General features: G+C 61.7%; 22 protein-coding genes. 11 read left to right on the forward strand and 11 right to left on the reverse strand.

From position 1 onward, the window contains the following. Window positions 1-40: 40 nt before the first annotated feature. Window positions 41-172, reverse strand: coding sequence for a hypothetical protein (locus C2U40_RS26865; protein ID WP_258040505.1), 132 nt, complete (start codon window positions 170-172; stop codon window positions 41-43). 9 nt (window positions 173-181) lie between these two features. Beyond that, entirely contained in the window at window positions 182-322 is a 141-nt protein-coding gene (locus tag C2U40_RS24375) for a hypothetical protein (protein WP_016349126.1), read from the reverse strand. Window positions 323-510: 188 nt separating this feature from the next. Here C2U40_RS24375 and C2U40_RS24380 point away from each other — a divergent pair, with 188 nt between their 5' ends. Continuing rightward, window positions 511-1137 carry a lysoplasmalogenase gene (locus C2U40_RS24380; RefSeq protein ID WP_011704333.1) on the forward strand — a complete coding sequence of 209 codons (627 nt, stop codon included), beginning with the start codon at window positions 511-513 and terminating at the stop codon, window positions 1135-1137. 90 nt (window positions 1138-1227) lie between these two features. Here the strand turns inward: C2U40_RS24380 and C2U40_RS24385 are convergent, their stop codons facing one another. Further along, window positions 1228-2781 carry a DHA2 family efflux MFS transporter permease subunit gene (locus C2U40_RS24385; RefSeq protein WP_011704334.1) on the reverse strand — a complete coding sequence of 518 codons (1554 nt, stop codon included), beginning with the start codon at window positions 2779-2781 and terminating at the stop codon, window positions 1228-1230. After that, on the reverse strand, window positions 2781-3833 hold the full coding sequence (locus tag C2U40_RS24390; protein WP_103829087.1) for an HlyD family secretion protein: 1053 nt from the start codon (window positions 3831-3833) through the stop codon (window positions 2781-2783). The genes C2U40_RS24385 and C2U40_RS24390 overlap by 1 nt, the downstream gene beginning before the upstream one ends. A 96-nt stretch (window positions 3834-3929) precedes the next feature. Here C2U40_RS24390 and C2U40_RS24395 point away from each other — a divergent pair, with 96 nt between their 5' ends. Then, entirely contained in the window at window positions 3930-4832 is a 903-nt protein-coding gene (locus C2U40_RS24395; protein WP_103829088.1) for a LysR family transcriptional regulator, read from the forward strand. A 56-nt stretch (window positions 4833-4888) separates the two neighbouring features. Continuing rightward, the gene (locus C2U40_RS24400) at window positions 4889-5203 is read left to right on the forward strand and encodes a putative signal transducing protein (RefSeq protein WP_011704337.1); all 315 of its coding nucleotides are present in this window, start codon (window positions 4889-4891) and stop codon (window positions 5201-5203) included. A gap of 14 nt (window positions 5204-5217) precedes the next feature. Here C2U40_RS24400 and C2U40_RS24405 read toward each other — a convergent pair whose 3' ends face one another. Then, window positions 5218-6501: a dicarboxylate/amino acid:cation symporter gene (locus tag C2U40_RS24405; protein ID WP_181014953.1), complete on the reverse strand. Its 1284-nt coding sequence runs from the start codon at window positions 6499-6501 to the stop codon at window positions 5218-5220. Between the two features lie 208 nt (window positions 6502-6709). Between C2U40_RS24405 and C2U40_RS26320 the strand changes: the two genes are divergently transcribed. Continuing rightward, on the forward strand, window positions 6710-6955 hold the full coding sequence (locus C2U40_RS26320) for a YecH family metal-binding protein (RefSeq protein WP_139389626.1): 246 nt from the start codon (window positions 6710-6712) through the stop codon (window positions 6953-6955). Between the two features lie 103 nt (window positions 6956-7058). Next, window positions 7059-7658: a YhgN family NAAT transporter gene (locus tag C2U40_RS24415; RefSeq protein ID WP_010635400.1), complete on the forward strand. Its 600-nt coding sequence runs from the start codon at window positions 7059-7061 to the stop codon at window positions 7656-7658. 105 nt (window positions 7659-7763) lie between these two features. On the opposite strand, the gene C2U40_RS24420 is transcribed toward C2U40_RS24415, so the two are convergent. Next, complete coding sequence (locus tag C2U40_RS24420) at window positions 7764-8732, reverse strand: LysR substrate-binding domain-containing protein (RefSeq protein ID WP_017408788.1); 969 nt, start codon at window positions 8730-8732, stop codon at window positions 7764-7766. A 274-nt stretch (window positions 8733-9006) separates the two neighbouring features. Between C2U40_RS24420 and tatA the strand changes: the two genes are divergently transcribed. The 3 genes from tatA to C2U40_RS24435 all read left to right on the forward strand — a co-directional run bounded on the left by tatA (window position 9007) and on the right by C2U40_RS24435 (window position 11135). Beyond that, window positions 9007-9168, forward strand: coding sequence for a twin-arginine translocase TatA/TatE family subunit (gene tatA / locus C2U40_RS24425; protein ID WP_041217014.1), 162 nt, complete (start codon window positions 9007-9009; stop codon window positions 9166-9168). 14 nt (window positions 9169-9182) lie between these two features. Further along, the gene (locus C2U40_RS24430) at window positions 9183-9485 is read left to right on the forward strand and encodes a DUF406 family protein (protein WP_011704341.1); all 303 of its coding nucleotides are present in this window, start codon (window positions 9183-9185) and stop codon (window positions 9483-9485) included. 225 nt (window positions 9486-9710) lie between these two features. Next, window positions 9711-11135, forward strand: coding sequence for a lytic transglycosylase F (locus C2U40_RS24435; protein ID WP_045528755.1), 1425 nt, complete (start codon window positions 9711-9713; stop codon window positions 11133-11135). Between the two features lie 7 nt (window positions 11136-11142). Here the strand turns inward: C2U40_RS24435 and C2U40_RS26620 are convergent, their stop codons facing one another. Continuing rightward, window positions 11143-11289 carry a hypothetical protein gene (locus tag C2U40_RS26620; protein ID WP_168755950.1) on the reverse strand — a complete coding sequence of 49 codons (147 nt, stop codon included), beginning with the start codon at window positions 11287-11289 and terminating at the stop codon, window positions 11143-11145. A gap of 77 nt (window positions 11290-11366) precedes the next feature. Here C2U40_RS26620 and C2U40_RS24440 point away from each other — a divergent pair, with 77 nt between their 5' ends. Next, window positions 11367-12620 (forward strand): phospholipase D family protein, encoded by a 1254-nt coding sequence (locus C2U40_RS24440; RefSeq protein ID WP_103829341.1) that lies wholly within the window; start codon window positions 11367-11369, stop codon window positions 12618-12620. Window positions 12621-13023: 403 nt separating this feature from the next. Here the strand turns inward: C2U40_RS24440 and C2U40_RS24445 are convergent, their stop codons facing one another. Next, a complete protein-coding gene (locus C2U40_RS24445; RefSeq protein ID WP_158656423.1) occupies window positions 13024-14223 on the reverse strand; it encodes an ISL3 family transposase in 1200 nt (399 codons plus the stop codon). Between the two features lie 185 nt (window positions 14224-14408). Beyond that, window positions 14409-15527 (reverse strand): fatty acid desaturase, encoded by a 1119-nt coding sequence (locus tag C2U40_RS24450; RefSeq protein ID WP_103828592.1) that lies wholly within the window; start codon window positions 15525-15527, stop codon window positions 14409-14411. A gap of 149 nt (window positions 15528-15676) precedes the next feature. Between C2U40_RS24450 and fabR the strand changes: the two genes are divergently transcribed. Next, window positions 15677-16297 (forward strand): HTH-type transcriptional repressor FabR, encoded by a 621-nt coding sequence (gene fabR, locus C2U40_RS24455; RefSeq protein WP_005308043.1) that lies wholly within the window; start codon window positions 15677-15679, stop codon window positions 16295-16297. A gap of 20 nt (window positions 16298-16317) precedes the next feature. After that, window positions 16318-16683 carry a YijD family membrane protein gene (locus tag C2U40_RS24460; RefSeq protein ID WP_113995426.1) on the forward strand — a complete coding sequence of 122 codons (366 nt, stop codon included), beginning with the start codon at window positions 16318-16320 and terminating at the stop codon, window positions 16681-16683. Between the two features lie 38 nt (window positions 16684-16721). Here the strand turns inward: C2U40_RS24460 and C2U40_RS24465 are convergent, their stop codons facing one another. Both C2U40_RS24465 and rsmD read right to left on the reverse strand, forming a co-directional pair. Beyond that, window positions 16722-17033 carry a DUF1145 domain-containing protein gene (locus C2U40_RS24465; protein WP_016349137.1) on the reverse strand — a complete coding sequence of 104 codons (312 nt, stop codon included), beginning with the start codon at window positions 17031-17033 and terminating at the stop codon, window positions 16722-16724. 237 nt (window positions 17034-17270) lie between these two features. Beyond that, window positions 17271-17900 (reverse strand): 16S rRNA (guanine(966)-N(2))-methyltransferase RsmD, encoded by a 630-nt coding sequence (gene rsmD, locus C2U40_RS24470; protein WP_103828593.1) that lies wholly within the window; start codon window positions 17898-17900, stop codon window positions 17271-17273. Between the last annotated feature and the right edge of the window lie 68 nt (window positions 17901-17968).

The raw sequence follows: 17968 nt of genomic DNA on the forward strand, positions 1-17968 counted from the left end.
GCCATCATGGCGCCGTTTTCATGCTCCCCGCTGGGGGGGCTTATTCTTGCGGATCCTGCTCCTGCAGCAGGCTCAGAGTCTGTTGTTCCACCTGGCTCAGGCCAAGCTGCTCGCAGTGCTCGCAGGCTTGCTCGAAGCTGATGCCAAGGTGGCACACCATGATATCCAGCACCGGGAGGGATTATTCCTGCGGATCCTGCTCTTGCAGCAGGCTCAGGGTCTGTTGTTCCACCTGGCTCAGGCCCAGCTGTTCACAGGCTTGCTCGAAGCTGATGCCAAGGTGGCACATCATGATATCGATAGCAGGCAGATAGTTTTTCATTGCGTCTTCCATGGTGATCCTCCGGACCCGTCCCTTATGCCCGAACAGGGTGGGCGGGACAATTAGACTTTAGGCGTAGACTGCTCGTTTGCTGAGCGCCTCTGCCACTGGACGGGGGAATTTGTTACTCTGCTTGTCAGCAAGAAGATGTTGCCGTATGACTGCGAGCAACACGTGAGGAGCAGGGCATGTTATTGAGTTTCTTGATCATCGCATCGGGCTGGTGGCACATTCGTGCGGCCTATGGCTCAGACTCCCGTCAGTTCTACATCAGCAAGCCGTTGACCATGCTGCTCATCATAGCGCTGGCCTTCGGCTATCAGAGCTATGACCACGACGGTTCCCACGCCTGGATCCTGCTCGGTCTCTGCCTGTCGCTGGCCGGCGACGTGCTGCTGATGTTGCCGAGCGACCGCTTCATCCAGGGGCTGGCGGCGTTTTTTGTCGCGCACCTCTGCTACATCGTCGGCTTCGCCCAGGGGCCGCTGGTGCTGAATCTGGTGGATGGCCTGCTGTTGCTGCTGGTGGCCGGCATGGTGTTCGGCCTGCTGTGGGGCAAGCTCGGGGAGATGAAGGTGCCCGTGTTCTGCTACATGCTGGTGATCATCGGCATGGCCTGGGTCGCCGCCGGCGCCTGGCATGCCTCCCTCACCGCCGGCAGTGCCGCCGCCCTGGTGGGGGCGCTGATGTTCCTCTTCTCCGACAGCATGCTGGCGCTGGACCGCTTCCGCCGCCCCTTCCCCCATGCCACCGCCTGGGTGATGACCAGCTACTTCGCCGCCCAGTTTCTGATTGCCGCCTCGTTGGCAGGGTGACTGTGGCTGAGTTGTCCCCTCACCAAGGGGCGTGTGCAGACAAAAAAACGGGCCCTCAGGCCCGTTTTGCTATTCCATTTTCATCGTTTTTCACGCCTCGAGCGGTTCGGCATCGGCTGCCCTGGGGGCGGGCTGCTTGAGCAGCAGCATCAGGCCGCTGGCGAGCAGCAGGAAGATGCCCATCACGAAGAACACCTGGTTGTAGGCCATGATGGCCGCCTCCCGGCTGATGGTGTTCGACAGCATAGCCTGGGCCTGCTGGCGAGCCAGCTCGGGGCCGGAGCCCTGCGCCATCATGGTCTGGGCCAGCTGCAGCAGGTAGCTCTGTCCCTCTATGCTGCTGGCGGCCAGGGTACTGCTGATCTGGCTGACATGGATGCGGGTGTCGTTGTCGATCAGGGTGGCGATGATGGCGATGCCGAAGGCGCCGCCCAGGTTGCGCAGCACGTTGAGCAGGGTCGAGGAGGAGGGGATCTCGTCGTGGGTCAGGCTGGCAGTCGCCACCAGGGAGAGCGGTACCATGATGAAAGGCTGGCCCAGCGCCCGCACGATGAGCGACTGGATCAACTGGGGGCCGGCGTAGTCCGCGCTCATGTTCATGTTCATGAAGCAGCTGACGGCGAACACCAGAAAGCCGAAGCTCACCAGATAGCGCGGATCTATCTTGTGGGTCAGTCTGGGTACTAGCGGCAGTACCAGCAACTGCGGCAGCCCCATCCACATCAGCACCTCACCGATTTCCAGCGCGTTGTAGTTGTGGATCTGGGTCATGTAGAGCGGCAGCACATAGATGGAACCCATCAGCGCCATGCCGAGCACCAGATAGGCGAAGCAGGCCAGCGCGAAGCGCGGGTTGTGCAGCAGCCGCAGGTTGACCAGTGGGTGGCGCCGCAGCAGTTGGCTGATGACGAAAAACACCAGCGCCACCACCGAGATGACGGTGAGCCGCACGATGAAGCTGGAACCGAACCAGTCCTCCCGGTTGCCCTCTTCCAGCACCACTTCCAACAGGCCCAGTCCCACCGCCATGGTGACGATGCCGATGAGATCCACCCGCTTGATCACCTCCCAGTCCACCGGCTTCTTGTCGAGCCCGTGGGCCAGCATGGCCATCACCAGCAGTCCTGGCGGCACGTTCATGTAGAAGATGTAGTGCCAGGACATCTGCTCGGTCAGCCAGCCGCCCAGGGTCGGCCCGATGGCGGGGGCGAAGGTGGCGCACAGGCCGAACAGCGCCATGCCGGTGGCCCGCTTGTGCAGCGGCAGCAGGCTGACGATGAGGGAGAAGGCCATCGGGATCAGCGCCCCGCCGGTGAAGCCCTGCAGCGCCCGAAAGACGATCATGCTGGTGAGGTTCCAGCTGAATGAGCAGAGCACCGAGGCGACGATGAAGGCGCCGGTGGTCCACAGCAGGTAGCGCCGCACGCTCAGCCCCCGGCTCAGCCAGCCGCTCAGCGGGATAGCGATCATCTCCGCCACCAGATAGGAGGTGGAGATCCAGGAGCTTTCGCTCAAGGTGGCCGACAGGGCCCCCTGAATGTCCTTCAGGGAGGCGTTGGTGATCTGGATGTCGAGGATGGCCATGAAGGCGCCGATGAGGCCCCCCATGACCGCGATCCAGTTGCGACGCGGGATGGGTTCCATCAGTTGGCCGCGACCACGGGATCAGGGCTGCGGGTGTCGACGATCACCTCAGTGGAGAGGCCCGGCAACAGCTTGCCCGCCAGCGGCCCCGGCTCCGGAATGCGGATCTTGACCGGCACCCGTTGCACGATCTTGGTGAAGTTGCCGGTGGCGTTCTCCGGCGGCAGTAGGGCGAACTTGGCGCCGGTGGCGGGGGCCAGGCTGTCGATGATCCCCTCGACCGGCTGATCCGGATAGGCATCCAGGATCACCTCCACCTTCTGGCCGGGCTGCATGTGGAGCAGCTGGGTCTCCTTGAAGTTGGCCTCGACCCACACCTGCTGCAGCGGCACCAGGCTGGCCACCTGCATGCCGGACTGGACGTAGAGCCCCGCCCGCAGACTGCGCTTGCCGATGATGCCATCGGCCGGTGCCCGCAGCTCGGTATAGGCCAGCTCCAGCTTGGCCTGCTCCAGCTGGGCGGCACTCAATGCCAGCTTGGCCTGGTTCTGCTTGGCCTCGGCATCCAGCACCAGCAGCCGCTCGCGGGCGGCCTGCAGAGCCGCTTTGGCCTCCTGCTCCTGGGCCTGGTTGACCTGCAGACCGGCCCGCACCTCGTCCAGGCTGTCCTGGGAGCTGTAGTGGCGCTGGTTGAGCTGACTGACGCGGCGTACCTGTTGCTGGGCCCGCACCTGTTCGGCATTGGCCGAGCTGACCTTGGCTTCGGCCTGGCGAATGAGGCTCAGCTGCTGGGTGCGGGTGGCAGCGAGATTTTCCGCCGTCGCCTGATTGAGGCGCAGATCGGCTTCGGCCTCGGCCACCTTGGTCTTGTACTCCCGGGCGTCGAGGCGGGCGATGAGCTGGCCGGCCTTCACCGGCTGGTTGTCGGTCACCAGCACTTCGCTGATGTAGCCGGACAGCTTGGAACCGATGCCGGTGACCTCGCTCTGCAGGTAGGCGTTGTCGGTGCTCTCGAAATAGCGGCCGTGCAGATACCAGTAACCGGCAAACAGCAGGCCGAGCAGGGCCAGGATCATGGCTGCCAGCAGGGGGATCTTCTTGTGTTGACTCATGTGGGGGATTCCTGAACTTAAGAGAGGCAGGCTAACACTGGCCGACTGTTTCGATTAGTATCCATTTATGAGATATACAGTTTCACTGGTGCAACAATGGATCTGAACGCTGCATTGATTCTAGTGCGGATCGTCGACAAGGGGTCCTTCACGGCGGCCGCTCAGGAGCTGGGCATGACCAAGGCGACGGTGAGCCGGCGCATCGCCGAGCTGGAGCAGCGCCTCGGCGTGCGGCTGCTCTACCGTTCGACCCGCCAGCTCACCCTGACCGAGGCCGGCGAGCAGTACTATCTGCGCTGCAGCAAGGCGGTGGACGAGCTGACCCAGGCCGAGCTGATGGTGAGTGCCAGCCAGCAGGAGGTGACCGGCACCCTCAAGCTGGCGGTGCCCATCGAAGCGGGGCAGCTGGTGGTGGGCAGGCTGGTGGCGGAGTTTTTGCAGGCCTATCCCGGCCTGCAGGTGGAGCTGGAGCTGACCAATCGCATCGTGGATCCCATCAACGAGGGGCTGGATGCGATCGTGCGGATCGGTGACATGAGCGATTCGAACCTGGCGGCGCGGCGGCTGTGGAGCAACGCCCGCCTGATCTGTGCCAGCCCGGCGTACCTGGCGCGCAGCCCCGCCATCACCCATCCCGAGGATCTAGTGCATCATGAGCGGGTGGCGGTCACCAGCGGCTTTCTGGCGTCGCACTGGTGCTTCGAGCGGGATGACAGAGAGGTGCTGGTTGACCCTCCCTCCCGCTTTCGGGTTAATAATATAACCTGTGCCAGAGAGGCGGCGAAGGCCGGGCTGGGGCTCGCCTCCCTGCCCGCCATGCTCTGCCACGAGGAGCTGGCGAGTGGGAGCCTGGTGTCCGTGCTGCCCGAGTGGCAGCAGCCCAGGGTGCCGATTTACCTGCTGTTTCCGGAGCGGCGGCTGATGCCGCGAAAATTGCGGGTGTTCATCGACTTCATCGTGGCCAAGGGGGCCGACTACGGTATCGATACCCTGCTGTAGCCGGTCAGAGGCGGTGCCGTGGTCACGGCATCGTGAGTGGATCTGAGGGGGAAGACATGGATCACTGGATCAATCTGTATCGGGCTTCCCATTCGCTGGAGGCCCATGCCCTGAAAGGGGCGCTGGAAGTGGAGGGGGTGCCGGTGCGGCTCAATGGCGAGGCGCTGTCGGGCGCCCTGGGCGAACTGCCGGTGGACCTGCTGCAGGTGACCCTGATGGTGCGCGAACAGGATCGCAGCAAGGCAGGGCGGGTCATCGAGCGCTATCAGCAGCGCCAGGGTAACGGCTGGCTGTGTGGCCAATGCGGGGAGGAGAACGGCGCCAACTTCGATGTCTGCTGGCGCTGTCACCACGATCCCCACGAAAATTAATCGCTCGCCCTGCCTCAGCGCAGGGTGAAGTCGATGTCCTCGCCCGCGCTGGCGTCGTGATAGGTCGCCAGATCCAGCTCCCGCTCGCTGCGGGCAATCAACACGGATACCAGAATATCGCCGGAGACGTTGACCGTGGTGCGCGCCATGTCGAGGATCCGGTCGATCCCGGCGATCAGCGCCACCCCTTCCAGCGGCAGTCCCACCGCAGTCAGCGTCAGCGTCAGCAGCATCAGGCCGGTACCCGGCGTGCCTGCCGTGCCGATGCTGGCCAGGGTGGCGATGCTGATGATGGTCAGGTAATCCACCATGTGCAGATCCACCCCGAAGGCCTGGGCCACGAACAGGGCCGTGACCCCCTGATAGAGCGCGGTGCCGTCCATGTTGATGGTGGCGCCGATGGGCAGCACCTTGGCGGTGATGGCGGGAGAGACCCCGAGCCGGCGCTCGGCGCAGGCCAGGCTGATGGGCAGGGTACTGTTGCTGGAGCTGCTGGTGAAGGCCACCGCCTGGGCATCGACGATGCTCTTGAAGTAGTGCAGCGGATTGAGGCGGGCCAGCAGGATCAGCAGGCTGCTGTAGACGCCGAGCACGTGCAGCAGACAGCCGAGGTAGACGGCGCCGATCACCTTGAGCAGCGGCAGCAGCAGGCTCATGCCGTACTTGCCGGTCATCCAGGCCATCAGGGCGCAGACGCCGTGAGGGGCCAGCGCCATCACCATCTGGGTCAGCTTGAACATTCCCTCCGCCAGCGAGGTGAAGAACAGGATGGCGGGGCGGCCGCGTCGACCGGTGGCATTGAGGGCGAGGGTGAGGGCCACCGCGAACACGATCACCTGCAGGATCTTGCCGTCCACCATGGCCTGCACCGGGTTGCGCGGGACCAGGTGGCTCAGCACGCTGGCCAGGGTGGGGGATTCCGCCATGCCGATCCGCTCATAGGGGCCCATGTTGGCGCCCATGCCGGGCTCCAGCAGCCAGCCCATCATCAGGCCGATGCAGATGGCGACCGCGGTGGAGCAGAGGTAGAGGCCGATGGCCTTGCCGGCGATCCGATCGAGGGTCTTGCCCTTGAGCAGCGAGGTGAGGCCGGCGATGACCGAACAGAAGATGAGGGGCACCATCAGCATCTGGATGGTGTTGACGAACAGCACGCCGATGGGCTTGAGCAGCAATGCCTGCTCGCTGAAACCGGCGCCGAGCCCGATCCCCGTCAGCATGCCGAGCAGGGTCTTCAACCAGAGCGGGCGGCGGGTCCAGATCCGCCAGGGCTTGAAAGCCAGTCCATGGAACAGCATGACGCCAATGTCCTTATATTCGGTCTGCGGTGGCAAAAAGGGGCGTTAGTGTAGCCATCCCCTGCTCAGGTTGCCACATTATCGACAAAGCCGTGGCCATCACCAGTACGGACGCAGGGAAATCGGCAATTTGTTGGCCTATATCAAGGTCGTCGGCAGTGGGGCAGGATTTAATAGGCATCAAATATGTCTATTAAAGAGGTTTGCAATGACTCAATCGGTACACGGTCACGAAGTGATGGAGATGATGCTGGCGCAAGGCGGCCAGTTTACCCGGGCCAGCCTCAAGCAGGCCATTGACGAGCGCTTCGGTGCCGAGGCCCGTTTCCACACCTGCAGCGCCAGCGAGATGGGTGCCGAGGCGCTGATCGACTTCCTGGCCAAGCGCGGCAAGTTCATCGAATCGGAGCAGGGTTTCCAGACTCACGCCGACAAGATCTGCAACCACGGATGATCCCCGCCGGCGAGCGCCCGCCGCGCTCGCCGAATCCCGCCGCCTTTGTTATATTTCGCCCTCTTTCCCCCTCCTTTTGTTGAAGGCTTAGCCTGAGCGTTGTATGGATACTTTCTCCGCTGCCGTCATGTTGTTTCTGATCATGGATCCGCTGGGCAACCTGCCGGTCTTCCTGTCGATCCTGCGTCATATCGATCCCAAGCGGCGCCGCAAGGTGATGATGCGGGAGCTGCTGTTTTCACTGGTGATCATGATGGCCTTCCTGTTCGTCGGCCAGCAGATCCTCAATTTCCTCAACCTGCGGCAGGAGGCGGTCAGCATCGCCGGCGGCATCATCCTGTTCCTCATCGCCATCAAGATGATCTTCCCGAGTGAAGGCGGAGTAACCGGGCTGGCCGCGGGTGAAGAGCCCTTCCTGGTGCCCATGGCCATCCCCATGATTGCCGGTCCCTCGATCCTGGCGTCCTTGCTGCTGCTGGCCAACCAGGAGCCGACCCGGATGGCGGACTGGTCGCTGGCGCTGTTGATGGCCTGGGGCGCCAGCGCGGTGATCCTGATGTTCTACGAGGTATTCAACAAGCTGCTGGGTGAGCGAGGACTCACCGCGGTGGAGCGGCTGATGGGCATGCTGCTGGTGATGATCTCGGTGCAGATGCTGCTCGACGGGGTGCATCACTACCTGGCGGTGACCGGTCAGAACTGACCGGCCGGCAGGCCAACAGAAAAGACATGGGGCTCGACGAGCCCCGTTTTTTTGCCTGTGATCCGGTGTGGTGACCGTCAGGGTCTTGCGGCCCTGTGCCGATAATCAGGCCGGTTCGGCAGCAGTGGGCTCCAGCTTGCCCATGATGAGGGTCAGCAGGGTTTCCCGCAGCCAGCGGTGGCCCGGATCCTCCTCGTGGCGCTGATGCCAGATCAGCAGGTGGGAGATGCTGTCGAGGGCGATGGGCAGCGGCAGCGGCACCAGCGGATAGACCTGGGTGGCGTGGCGGGCGTAGAGCCGGGAGAGGGTCACTATCATGTCCGAGTGCATGCCCATCCGCAGCGCCGCTTCGAAGGAGGGCACGGTCGCCTCGATGCGGCGATAGAGATCCTGCTCCGCCAGCTTGTGATCCAGCATCCAGCGGTCGCGCCCCTCGCAATAGGTCTGCACGTGGGGATAGGCCAGGTAGCGGGTGAGATCCCACTCCGGTTCGTGCAGGGCGGGGTGGTCGTGCTGCACCAGGCAGGTCAGATCGTCGATGGCGAGCAGCCGCTGGCAGATGGCGTTGGGCAGGGTGTCGAGCCGAAAGTCCGAGTTGATGCAGTTCTCCCGCACCGTGAAGGCGATGTCCACCTGGCCCTGACTCATCTCGGTCAGGCTGTTCTCGGTCCACTCCTCGTAGCGCAGCCGGATGCCGGGGGCCTGTCGTTTCAGCTCGCTCAGGTAGAGCGGGGCGAACAGAGTAAAGGCGCTGTCCATGCTGGCGATGACGAACTCCCGCTCGGTGGTGGTCGGGTCAAAATCCGGCGGCTGGATCAGGTTGTCGAGCGACAGCAGGATGGGCTGCAGTTGCTGCTGCAGGCTGAGGGCGCGGGCGGTGGGTTCCAGCCCGTAGGCCGAGCGCACGAACAGGGGGTCGTCGAAGGTTTCCCGCAGTCGGCCGAGCGCCTTGCTGACGGCAGACTGGCTCAGGTGCAGCCGACGGGCCGCTCGGCTGCCGTTCCGCTCTTCCAGCAATACTTGCAGGATAATCAATAGATTGAGGTCGATGCGCCCCAACTGTTCCAGCAACATGATATGAATCCTCTTCAATTCTTAGATGAATTTATACCATTTGTTTTCATATCTAGGCGAATTTATGCTCGAAACGTCTCTCGCCTTCGATGGCGGCTGGTACAGGATGTAGTGGTTGAGGGGACAAGTAGCATCAAGCCATACGGCGACCCTGGGTCGCCGTATTTTTTTGAGTGATTTATTTGCAAACTTGCACCTGTCTTGATTTTGCCCAACAATCTTTGCGCCTTCTTTTGATACAAACAATCGGTATCTATCAGTCAGGAGTATCCCTATGGGACTCGGTGGAATTCATATCTGGCATTTGTTGATCCTGCTAGTGGTGGTCGTCGTGGTGTTTGGCAGCAAACGCCTGGCGAGTGCCGGAGAGGATCTGGGCACCGCCATCAAGGATTTTCGCAAAGCCTTGCGTGACGATGAATCACAGCCGAAATAAGTGGGAGTTGAATGATGTCCGTAGAAGAGAAAGTGGAATTGAACGAGACCTGTGACAGCTGCGGCTGCTTCGCCGAAATTGGTACCATCATCGGCGAGGGTGACGATGTGATGGAGCTGGTGATCGAGGCCGCTGCAGAAGCAGACGCTCGCGCCAAGCTGGCCGCCTACGAGGCGCTGGCCAAGCAGGTCACTGCCGAAGCCACAAGCAGCAGCGAACTCAGTCAGGGCGCCAACGGCGTGATCCTGAAAGCCCGCCTGCAATTCACCTGCACCGCCGAAAAGCTCATTTTCGAGATGCGTGCCCGCTCTATCTGAGCCTGCTGATGACACGGCAGGCTTGCCTGCCGTGTTGACCCTTCTGCTGTGGGTCCGCGTTCTATAGTTAGTTATCCCACAGACGGTTTTGCCCGACGCGAGTCGGCCAACAGAAGGCGATCTCATCATGGTTCAGCGCTGGCTCTTCGCCATTTTCCCCACCTTTGTTCGCCACCCGTTTGACGGGATCCCGCTCGCTGCGAAGCAACCGCAGGCGCTCTCATCATGAGACGGCGCTGGCTTTGGGGCCTGCTCGCTCTGTGTGCACTGCCGCTGCTGGCGGCGGATCTCAAGCCGCAACGGCTGCCCCAGCCCGGGGATCTCGCCAGCATATTGCAAAAAAAAGAGCTCAGGGCCCTGGTGGTCTATGAGCGGGGTTTCTTCTTCTTCGACAAGGGGGCCCAGCACGGCATCCTGGTCAACCAGCTGCAGGGGTTCGAGCGCTGGCTGAATCAGACTTATCTCGCCAAAGAGAAGATCAAACTCAAGATCATCTATATCCCGGTGCGCCAGGACAAGCTGCTGGACTACCTCACCGAGGGGCGGGGGGATCTGGTGGCCGCCAACATGACGGTGACGCCGACCCGGCGCGAACAGGTGACCTTCTCCAACCCGGTGATCGCCCCCATCGAAGAGTGGGTGGTGAGCCAGCACAGCCTGCCGACCTTCAACCGCATCACCCAGCTCTCCGGTCGGCGGGTCTGGGTGCGGGCCAGTTCCAGCTATTACGAGAGCCTGCGCCAGCTCAACTGGTTGTTTCGCGAGCTGGGGCTGCCGCCCATCTATATCGAGACGGTGCCTGAATATCTGCAGGATGGGGATCTGCTGGAGATGGTGGCGGCCGGCATCATACCGCTCACCGTGACCGACAGCTTCAAGGGGCGGATCTGGCTCGGCATGATCAGCGGGCTGCGGGCCCACAAGTTGATCCCGCTGCGAGACAACGGCCGCAGCGCCTGGGCCCTGCGCAACAACAGTCCGGAACTGCTCAAGGCGGTCAATGACTATCTGGCCGATGCCGGCAAGCGCACCCTTTACAGCGACATGGCTTTGCGCCGTCTGCTGGCGCGCAACGACCAGATGAGCAACATACTGGCGCCGGATCCGCTGGGCAGGCTGTCGACCATCCGCAAGGTGCTGGAGCAGCAGGCCGACAAGTACCGGCTGGACTGGCTGATGCTGGCGGCGCTGGCTTACAAGGAGTCGGGGCTCAATGCCAACATCCGTTCCGAACGGGGGGCGGTGGGGATCATGCAGCTGTTGCCGAGCACCGGCGGCGAGGTGGGCATTCGCGGTGCCCGGCTTGCCAGTCTGGAGGGCAATGTGGAGGCGGCTTGCCGCTATATGCGGCTGATCCTCGACACCTATTTCAATGATCCCAAGCTGGATGTGCTCAACCGCCACCTGTTTGCGCTGGCGGCCTACAATGCCGGCCCGAACCGGGTGCAGGCGCTCAGGGCCAAGGCCGAGGCCGCCGGGCTGGATCCCAATGTCTGGTTCGGCAACGTGGAGCAGCTGGTGGCCAATGAGGTGGGCCAGGGGCCCATCAACTATGTCAGCACCATCTACAAGTACTATGTGGCTTACCGCTTCAGCCTGCCCCAGCTGGAGGGCAAGGCGGCCGCCATCGAGGCGGTGGCCCAGCCCTGACGTCCTGCTAGTGGGGTTGGGCGGGCGGGGCGAAGGGCTGCCAGGCCTGATCCTTATGCTGCAGATACCAGGGGGCCAGCTGGCCGCTTGGCGAGGGATCCGGCTCACTGGCCTGCGGTCTGTGACTGATGGCGGGGCGATCCGTGAGTTCCATGGTAAATTCCTTCATCCTGTTGCTACGAGGCCCTTAGCCAGCGTTATGCCATTTCCTCATGACAGGCGGATGACGCTATGATCCCCGCTGAATTCGCCCTGATAGACCAGCCCGAGCTGGCACTCAAGCTGCGCTGTCAGCTGATCCGCGGTGCCAGAAGCCGGATCCAGGCCCAGTACTACAGCTGGGAGGAGGACAGCAGCGGCAAGTTGTTGCTGGCGGAGCTGCTGCATGCCGCCCGGCGGGGAGTACGGGTGCAGCTGCTCATCGATGACCTCTATGCCGGCGACAACCGTTTCCTGGAGATGGTGGCCCATCAGCCGGGTATCGAGGTGCGCCTGTTCAATCCCTTCTGGTTGCGCGGCTGGCGGCCACTGACCCTGCTGCTGGAAGGGCTGCTCAGCTTTCGCCGCATCAATCACCGCATGCACAACAAGCTACTGCTGGTGGACGGCAGTCAGGCGGTGATCGGCGGTCGCAACATCGGGGACCGTTACTTCGGGCTCGGTGGGGCGCCCCAGTTCGTCGATCTGGATCTCGCCTGCCGGGGCTCGCTCTGCCAGCAGGCCGAGCAGGGTTTCGATCAATTCTGGCGCAGCCGCTGGAGCCACCCGATCCGCCGTCTGTTGCGGCGCCCGCTGCAACGGGCCGAGGTGCAGGTGGTGAACGACTTCTTGCTGACGATGAACGAGCCACAGGTGGCGGCCGTCTACGACCTGCCCGCCAGCCTGTTTGATCCCGACCCCGTCCCTCTGCGCTGGCATGCCGGAGAGGCAGAAGTGTGGTTTGATCGACCCGGCAAGGGGCTGGTGTCTCGACCCACCACTGCACGCCTGCTCTGGCGCAAGCTGGCCGATAACCAAGGCACGCTGAGTCTGGTCACCCCTTATCTCATCCTGACCAGGGGGTTGCGCCGCCGGCTCAGGCAGCAGCGGCAGGCGGGGGTGAACATTGACATTCTGACCAACTCCCTGGCCAGTACGGATGTGCCGCTGGTGTACGGCGCCTATCGCCGTCACCGTCCCTGGCTGATACGGCAGGGTATCGCGCTGTCGGAGCTGGAGGGGGAGTCGCTCAGTCTGCATGCCAAGCTGATCCTGGTGGGGGAGGAGGAGGCGCTGCTCGGCAGCTTCAATCTGGATCCGCGCTCTCTGCTGCTCAACACCGAGCTGGTGCTGCATCTGGCTTGTCCCGGGTTGTGCGCCGAGTTGCAGCAGTGGCTGGCGACCTGGCAGCAACGCTCTTCCCACTCGGTGGCGGCCCCGCCCTCCACCCTGCGCCGCCTGCTGGCCAGGATCAGTGACTGGCTACCGCTGCAGCGCTGGCTGTGAGCGGGCCGAGCGTGTGCGAGATCTCGCAAAGCCTTGTGCGCCTTCGAGGATAACGTTTGCCATCCTATGGCGATGAACTGGTTTATCGTATTGTTTTTAATCGGATTGTTTTCTAACTGAAGTTCCATGAACGGCTGCAGCTTGCATACATGAGCGTATAAAACGGTTTTTTATTTTATTTATCTGCGTAATATTTCAACTGCAAGGACAACACGGTGGCTTGCCGCCGTGCGGAAGAGGGTCGTGAAGGGAACTGGCCGACTGGATTGCTCCAGCAGGCACCTGCTTCAGATGGGTAGCGGAAACTCAGGAAACAGGAGCAGAGCCCGGCAGGACCGGATTCCAATATGGAACATGCTATTTGCGAGGGGGTGACATGCGAGTGTCACCCCATTTTTTAGGTTCATCGCGTCTTTCCGGGGAAGGCGGCCTTGATTTTCAGGAAAAAGTATTCTGAGTCCCGAAACCCATAGGCCATGCGTTTTATCACCTTGATTCGATTATTCACCCCCTCCAACTGGCTGGTGTGCATTGGAAAGAGGGCGCTCGCTAAGATGCCTCGGATGTAACGCCGGAGGTTTCTGGCAAAATCCTTCAAGGGTGCCAGACCACTTTCCCTGGCGTGCCGCGTCCAGCCCCTCCACCGTCGCCAGCCTTCCCGGATGTCGGGGGCGTACCAAATTTCCTTCAAGGCATCCTTGAGTACATAGGCTGTGGCCAAGGGCTGATTGGCGGCCAGTAGTTCCTGCAATTGCACCTCTTGCCCTTCCTTGAGGTTCTCCCGATTGCGCAGCAGCAGCCAACGCGCTTGCTTGACCACCTTGCGAGCTGGCTTGTCATGCTGCAATGCGTTGGCCTGATCCACCCGGATACGGTCTATCACCTTCCGACCGTAGCCCGCCACGACATGGAACAAGTCATAAACCACCTCGGCTTGCGGACAGTGCTCTTTCACCTCCAGATCGAAGGCGGAGTTCATGTCCATGGCAACGGCTTCAATCTGTTGGCATTGTTCGCCCAACAGCTTGAAAAAGGGGCGAATGGCCTCCCGGCTATTACCGTGGCCCACCCACAACACACGAGTCCGTTCAGCATCCATGATCACAGTGGCATAACGATGGCCTTTATGCAGGGCGAACTCGTCCATCACCAGCCGTCGCACAGCGCCAGGTTCAAAGGTGCCAACACTGGCTTGGAGTCGGCGTATGTCGATGGTCTTGATGGTATGCCAATGCAGTCCGGTGAGCAGGTTGACATGACTGATGGGCATCAACTCAAGCAAGGCCTCAACCCAGCTCTGCAATCGTTGTGTGATGCGTGAACTGGGAGGCAACCACGCGATATGTTCAGACACCCGGCCGCAGTGCAGGCAGTCAACGCGACGGATGGGGACTTGCAGGCGAACCCGCAGTTCAAACAGATCGCGGTCACGGACTAGGCGGGTGCGACGATCGTGGACCAATGGGCAGGGCTGATGACACTTGCCACAAAGAGGCAGGTGGTTAGAACGAGGTTCAAGAGCGAAAGTAATTTGTGTGGCACAGCGGCTATGGACAGAAACGTCGTAGCCTGGCCAGAACGAGGCAAAATTAATATCATGCATAGTGACAGCAGGGTGAAGGAACCGGTTTGTTTGGCGACTACCAGTTTACCCGATCCCTGTCTGTCAACTTACCTTTCCCCACGCTTGCGCGAAGAACCATTTTTTATGGCTCGCTGGCTGAGACGCGCCCAGAAAAAGACCGCCGATTGGCGGTCTTTTTCTTTGTTCAGCCCGGCGATCCAGGGTCAGGCGATGCCGGCCAGCAGTCGGCTCCAGTTGCGTTTGGCGGCGATGAAGGCATCGTGCAGGTTGCGATACTCCAGCTGCAGCTTCAGTTGGTCGTAGCGGGCCAGCGCCTTGCGCTTGCGCTGCTCCAGCAGGCGTTTGCGGCTGGCGTAGTAGTGTTGCAACTGCTGGTTCAGCTTGTCGTACTCCTCCTGCAGCAGGGCCTGCCATAGCTCCCTGTCATCCTGTTTGCGCAGCTTGGCCTGGGCCCGTTTCAGCTGCATCTCCAGCCTGGCCTGTTCGATCCGCTCTTCCGGACAGGCGCGCAGATCCCGGGTCAGCCCGCACCAGGAGGCACTGCGGATCAGCCATTTGGTGGGATCGAACTGCCACCAGTGGATGCCGTTGCGATAGTCGTTCTCGAACAGGTGATGAAAGTTGTGGTAACCCTCGCCGAAGGTGAAGAAGGCCAGGATGCCGTTGTCCCGTGCGCTGTTGCGGTCGGTGAAGGGTTGGCTGCCCCAGATGTGGGCCAGCGAGTTGATGAAGAAGGTGGTGTGATGAGTCATCACCATGCGCAGCACCCCGGCCAGCAGCAACATACCGAGCAGATCGCCGTGGACGAGCCCCAGCAGCAGCGGGATGCCGATGTTGGTGACCAGGGTCAGCGCCAGATAGTGCTTGTGCTGGAAAACGACGATGGGATTGTTCTGCAGATCCCGCACATTGCTGTAGTCGTGATAGGTGTCGCCCTGGTATTCGCGCAGCATCCAGCCGATGTGGGAGTACCAGAAACCGCGTCCCGCACTGTAGGGATCCTGCTGGTTGTCATCCACGTGGCGATGGTGGCGGCGATGATCGGAAGACCAGTGCAGGGCCGAGTTTTGCAGGGCGAGAGCGCCGCCGATGGCGAAGACCCACTGCAGGATCGGGTGTGCCTTGTAGGCCTTGTGGGACCAGAGCCGGTGGTAGCCGGCGGTAATGGAGATGCCGCAATAGCAGAACAGCAGCAGGAAGCTGCCCCACTGCCAGAGGTCATAGCCATGGGTCATGCCGTACCAGGGCACGGCGATCAGTGCGGTCAGCCCGGAGAGGGCAAACAGCAGGGTGTTGGTCATGATGATCGGGGGGCGTTCCATCTCACTCGGTTCCTTTCAGCGAACAGCTGTGCGCCATTCTCCATGCAGCCAGAATTCGGGTCAATGGTAAAAAAGTAGGAGACAAACCTGATCCTGGCGCACCCTTCGGGTTATCATTTGGCCTCGATAACCTGAAGGTGACTGTTTTCGTGGGTATTCGCGCGCAACAAAAAGAAAAAACCCGGCGTACTCTGATCGAGGCGGCGTTCAGCCAACTGTGCGCCAACCGCAGTTTTTCCAACCTCAGCCTGCGGGAAGTGGCGCGGGAGGCCGGCATCGCGCCCACCTCCTTCTATCGTCACTTTCGCGACATGGAGGAGCTGGGCCTGACCCTGGTGGATGAAGGCGGCCTGACCCTGCGCCAGCTGATGCGCCAGGCGCGCCAGCGCATCGCCGGGGGCGGCAGCGTCATCAGCACTTCGGTGCAGACTTTCATGGAATTCGTCGAGAACAATCCGAACATCTTCCGGCTGCTGCTGCGCGAGCGCTCCGGCACCTCGGCGGCATTCCGGCAGGCGGTGGCGCGGGAGATCCAGCACTTCATCGCCGAGCTGACCGATTACCTCGAGGCCACCACGGGGGCGCCGCGGGAAGAGGCCTACATCCAGGCCGAAGCCATGGTGACCATCGTCTTCAGCGCCGGTGCCGATGCCCTCGACATGACCAGCGAGGAGTGCCGGGCCCTGTCCGATCGCACCATCCGTCAGCTGCGCATGATCGCCATGGGTGCCGAGGTCCAGAACCAGAAGCGCCGTGAACCTCTCTCTTAAGTCAAAGGATGGACAGCTCCATGCATGATCAGAACCCGATCCCGAAGAAACCCCTGCTGCTGGCCCTGCTCATCGGCATCTGTGGTGATGCCTCCCTGACGGTCTTGTCGGAGTCGGTGGTGCCCTTCTCCTTCTTCCCGATGATCGCCCTGGTGCTGGCTGCCTATCAGCTCTACCAGCACTATCGTCATGTCTCGCTGGAGGGCAACACACCCGTTTGCATGCTGCTCTGCTTCTTCATCGGCGTGTTCGGCCACTCGGCGCTGGTCAAGGTGCAGTACCCCGAGCTTGGCAGCAACTTCTTCTCGCTGATCATGATGTTGCTGCTGCTGGCCGTGCTCTCCATCAAGCTCGGCATCAGCGTGGGGAAAAAAGAGAAGGAGTGACCAGCACTCCTTCCAGAACCACCATGACAGAGCCGGGATTACCCGGCTTTGTTGTCTGTGCCGCGCTGTTTGGCATCGACGATGGCCTGCAGCCTGGCGCGGATCTCCACCATGCCGAACACCCCGAACACCAGCACCTGGGTGAACTCGAGCCGGCTCACCGCGAAGTAGGGCTTGCAGGCCGCCTTGACCATGCTGGCCTGCACCCAGTGCATCAGGGCCACGATCACGCCACACACCGGCAGAAAGCCGTTGAGCTTGCCCGGCAGCGGGGCGATCAGGCTGACCAGCACGCCGAACCAGAAGAACAGGATGAGGCCCATCGCCAACAGATTAAACACCCGCTTCATCGTTTACCTCCCGCAGATAGAGTTGATAGCAGACCTGATGTGATCGGCCTGCTTGTCCTTGAGCCGTTGTCCAAATTGATGGGGAGGGGCACCGCGCCCATCTCCCTCTTTTAAACTGCAGCGTCATGCTTGGTGTCTCGCAGATAGAGCTGATAGCAGACCTGATTTGATCGACCTGCTTGTCCTTGAGCCGTTGTCCAAATTGACGGGGAGGGGCACCGCGCCCATCTCCTCCCTTTAAACTGCAGCGTCATACTTGGTGTCTCGCAGATAGAGTTGATAGCAGACCTGGCCTGCCTGTTTGTCCTTGAGTAGTTGCCAGCTGGCCGGCAGCGGCAGATCGGCCATCTCCTTCTCCCGCTCCAGATAGATGAGAGCATCCGGTGCCAGCCAGCCGCGTTGCTCCAGCAGCTCGCACACCTGAGGCAGCAGTTCGCGGCGAAAGGGGGGATCGAGAAACACCAGATCGAACGGCGTGGCCGGCCCCTGCAGCCAGCTGACGGCATCGGACTGGATCACCTGACCCTGGCTGCTGCCGAGGGTGGTCAGGTTCTTCTTGATCTGGTCGGCGGCGCCCTTGTCCATCTCGATCAGGGTGACCTGCTCGGCATAGCGCGACAGCGCCTCCAGCCCCAGGCCGCCGCTGCCGGCGAACAGGTCCAGACAGCGGGTGCCACGAACATGCGGAGCCAGCCAGTTGAAGATGGTCTCCTTGACGCGATCCGTGGTGGGCCTGAGTCCTTCCACATCCCTGACCGGCAGTTTACGGCCTCGCCACTGACCGCTGATGATTCTTACAAAGCCCGATTTCCCCTGCTGGGCTGGGCTCTTGCTCGGGCCGTTACGGCTGGATTTCACTCTGGGCATCGCGTTTCGTCGTCAGAAAATAAAGTGGTAGTATAAGGCGGTTCATTTTTATGCCGACCCGCCGAGGG

The sequence above is a fragment of the Aeromonas sp. ASNIH4 genome (genome assembly GCF_002934425.1).
Taxonomy (GTDB): domain Bacteria; phylum Pseudomonadota; class Gammaproteobacteria; order Enterobacterales; family Aeromonadaceae; genus Aeromonas; species Aeromonas hydrophila.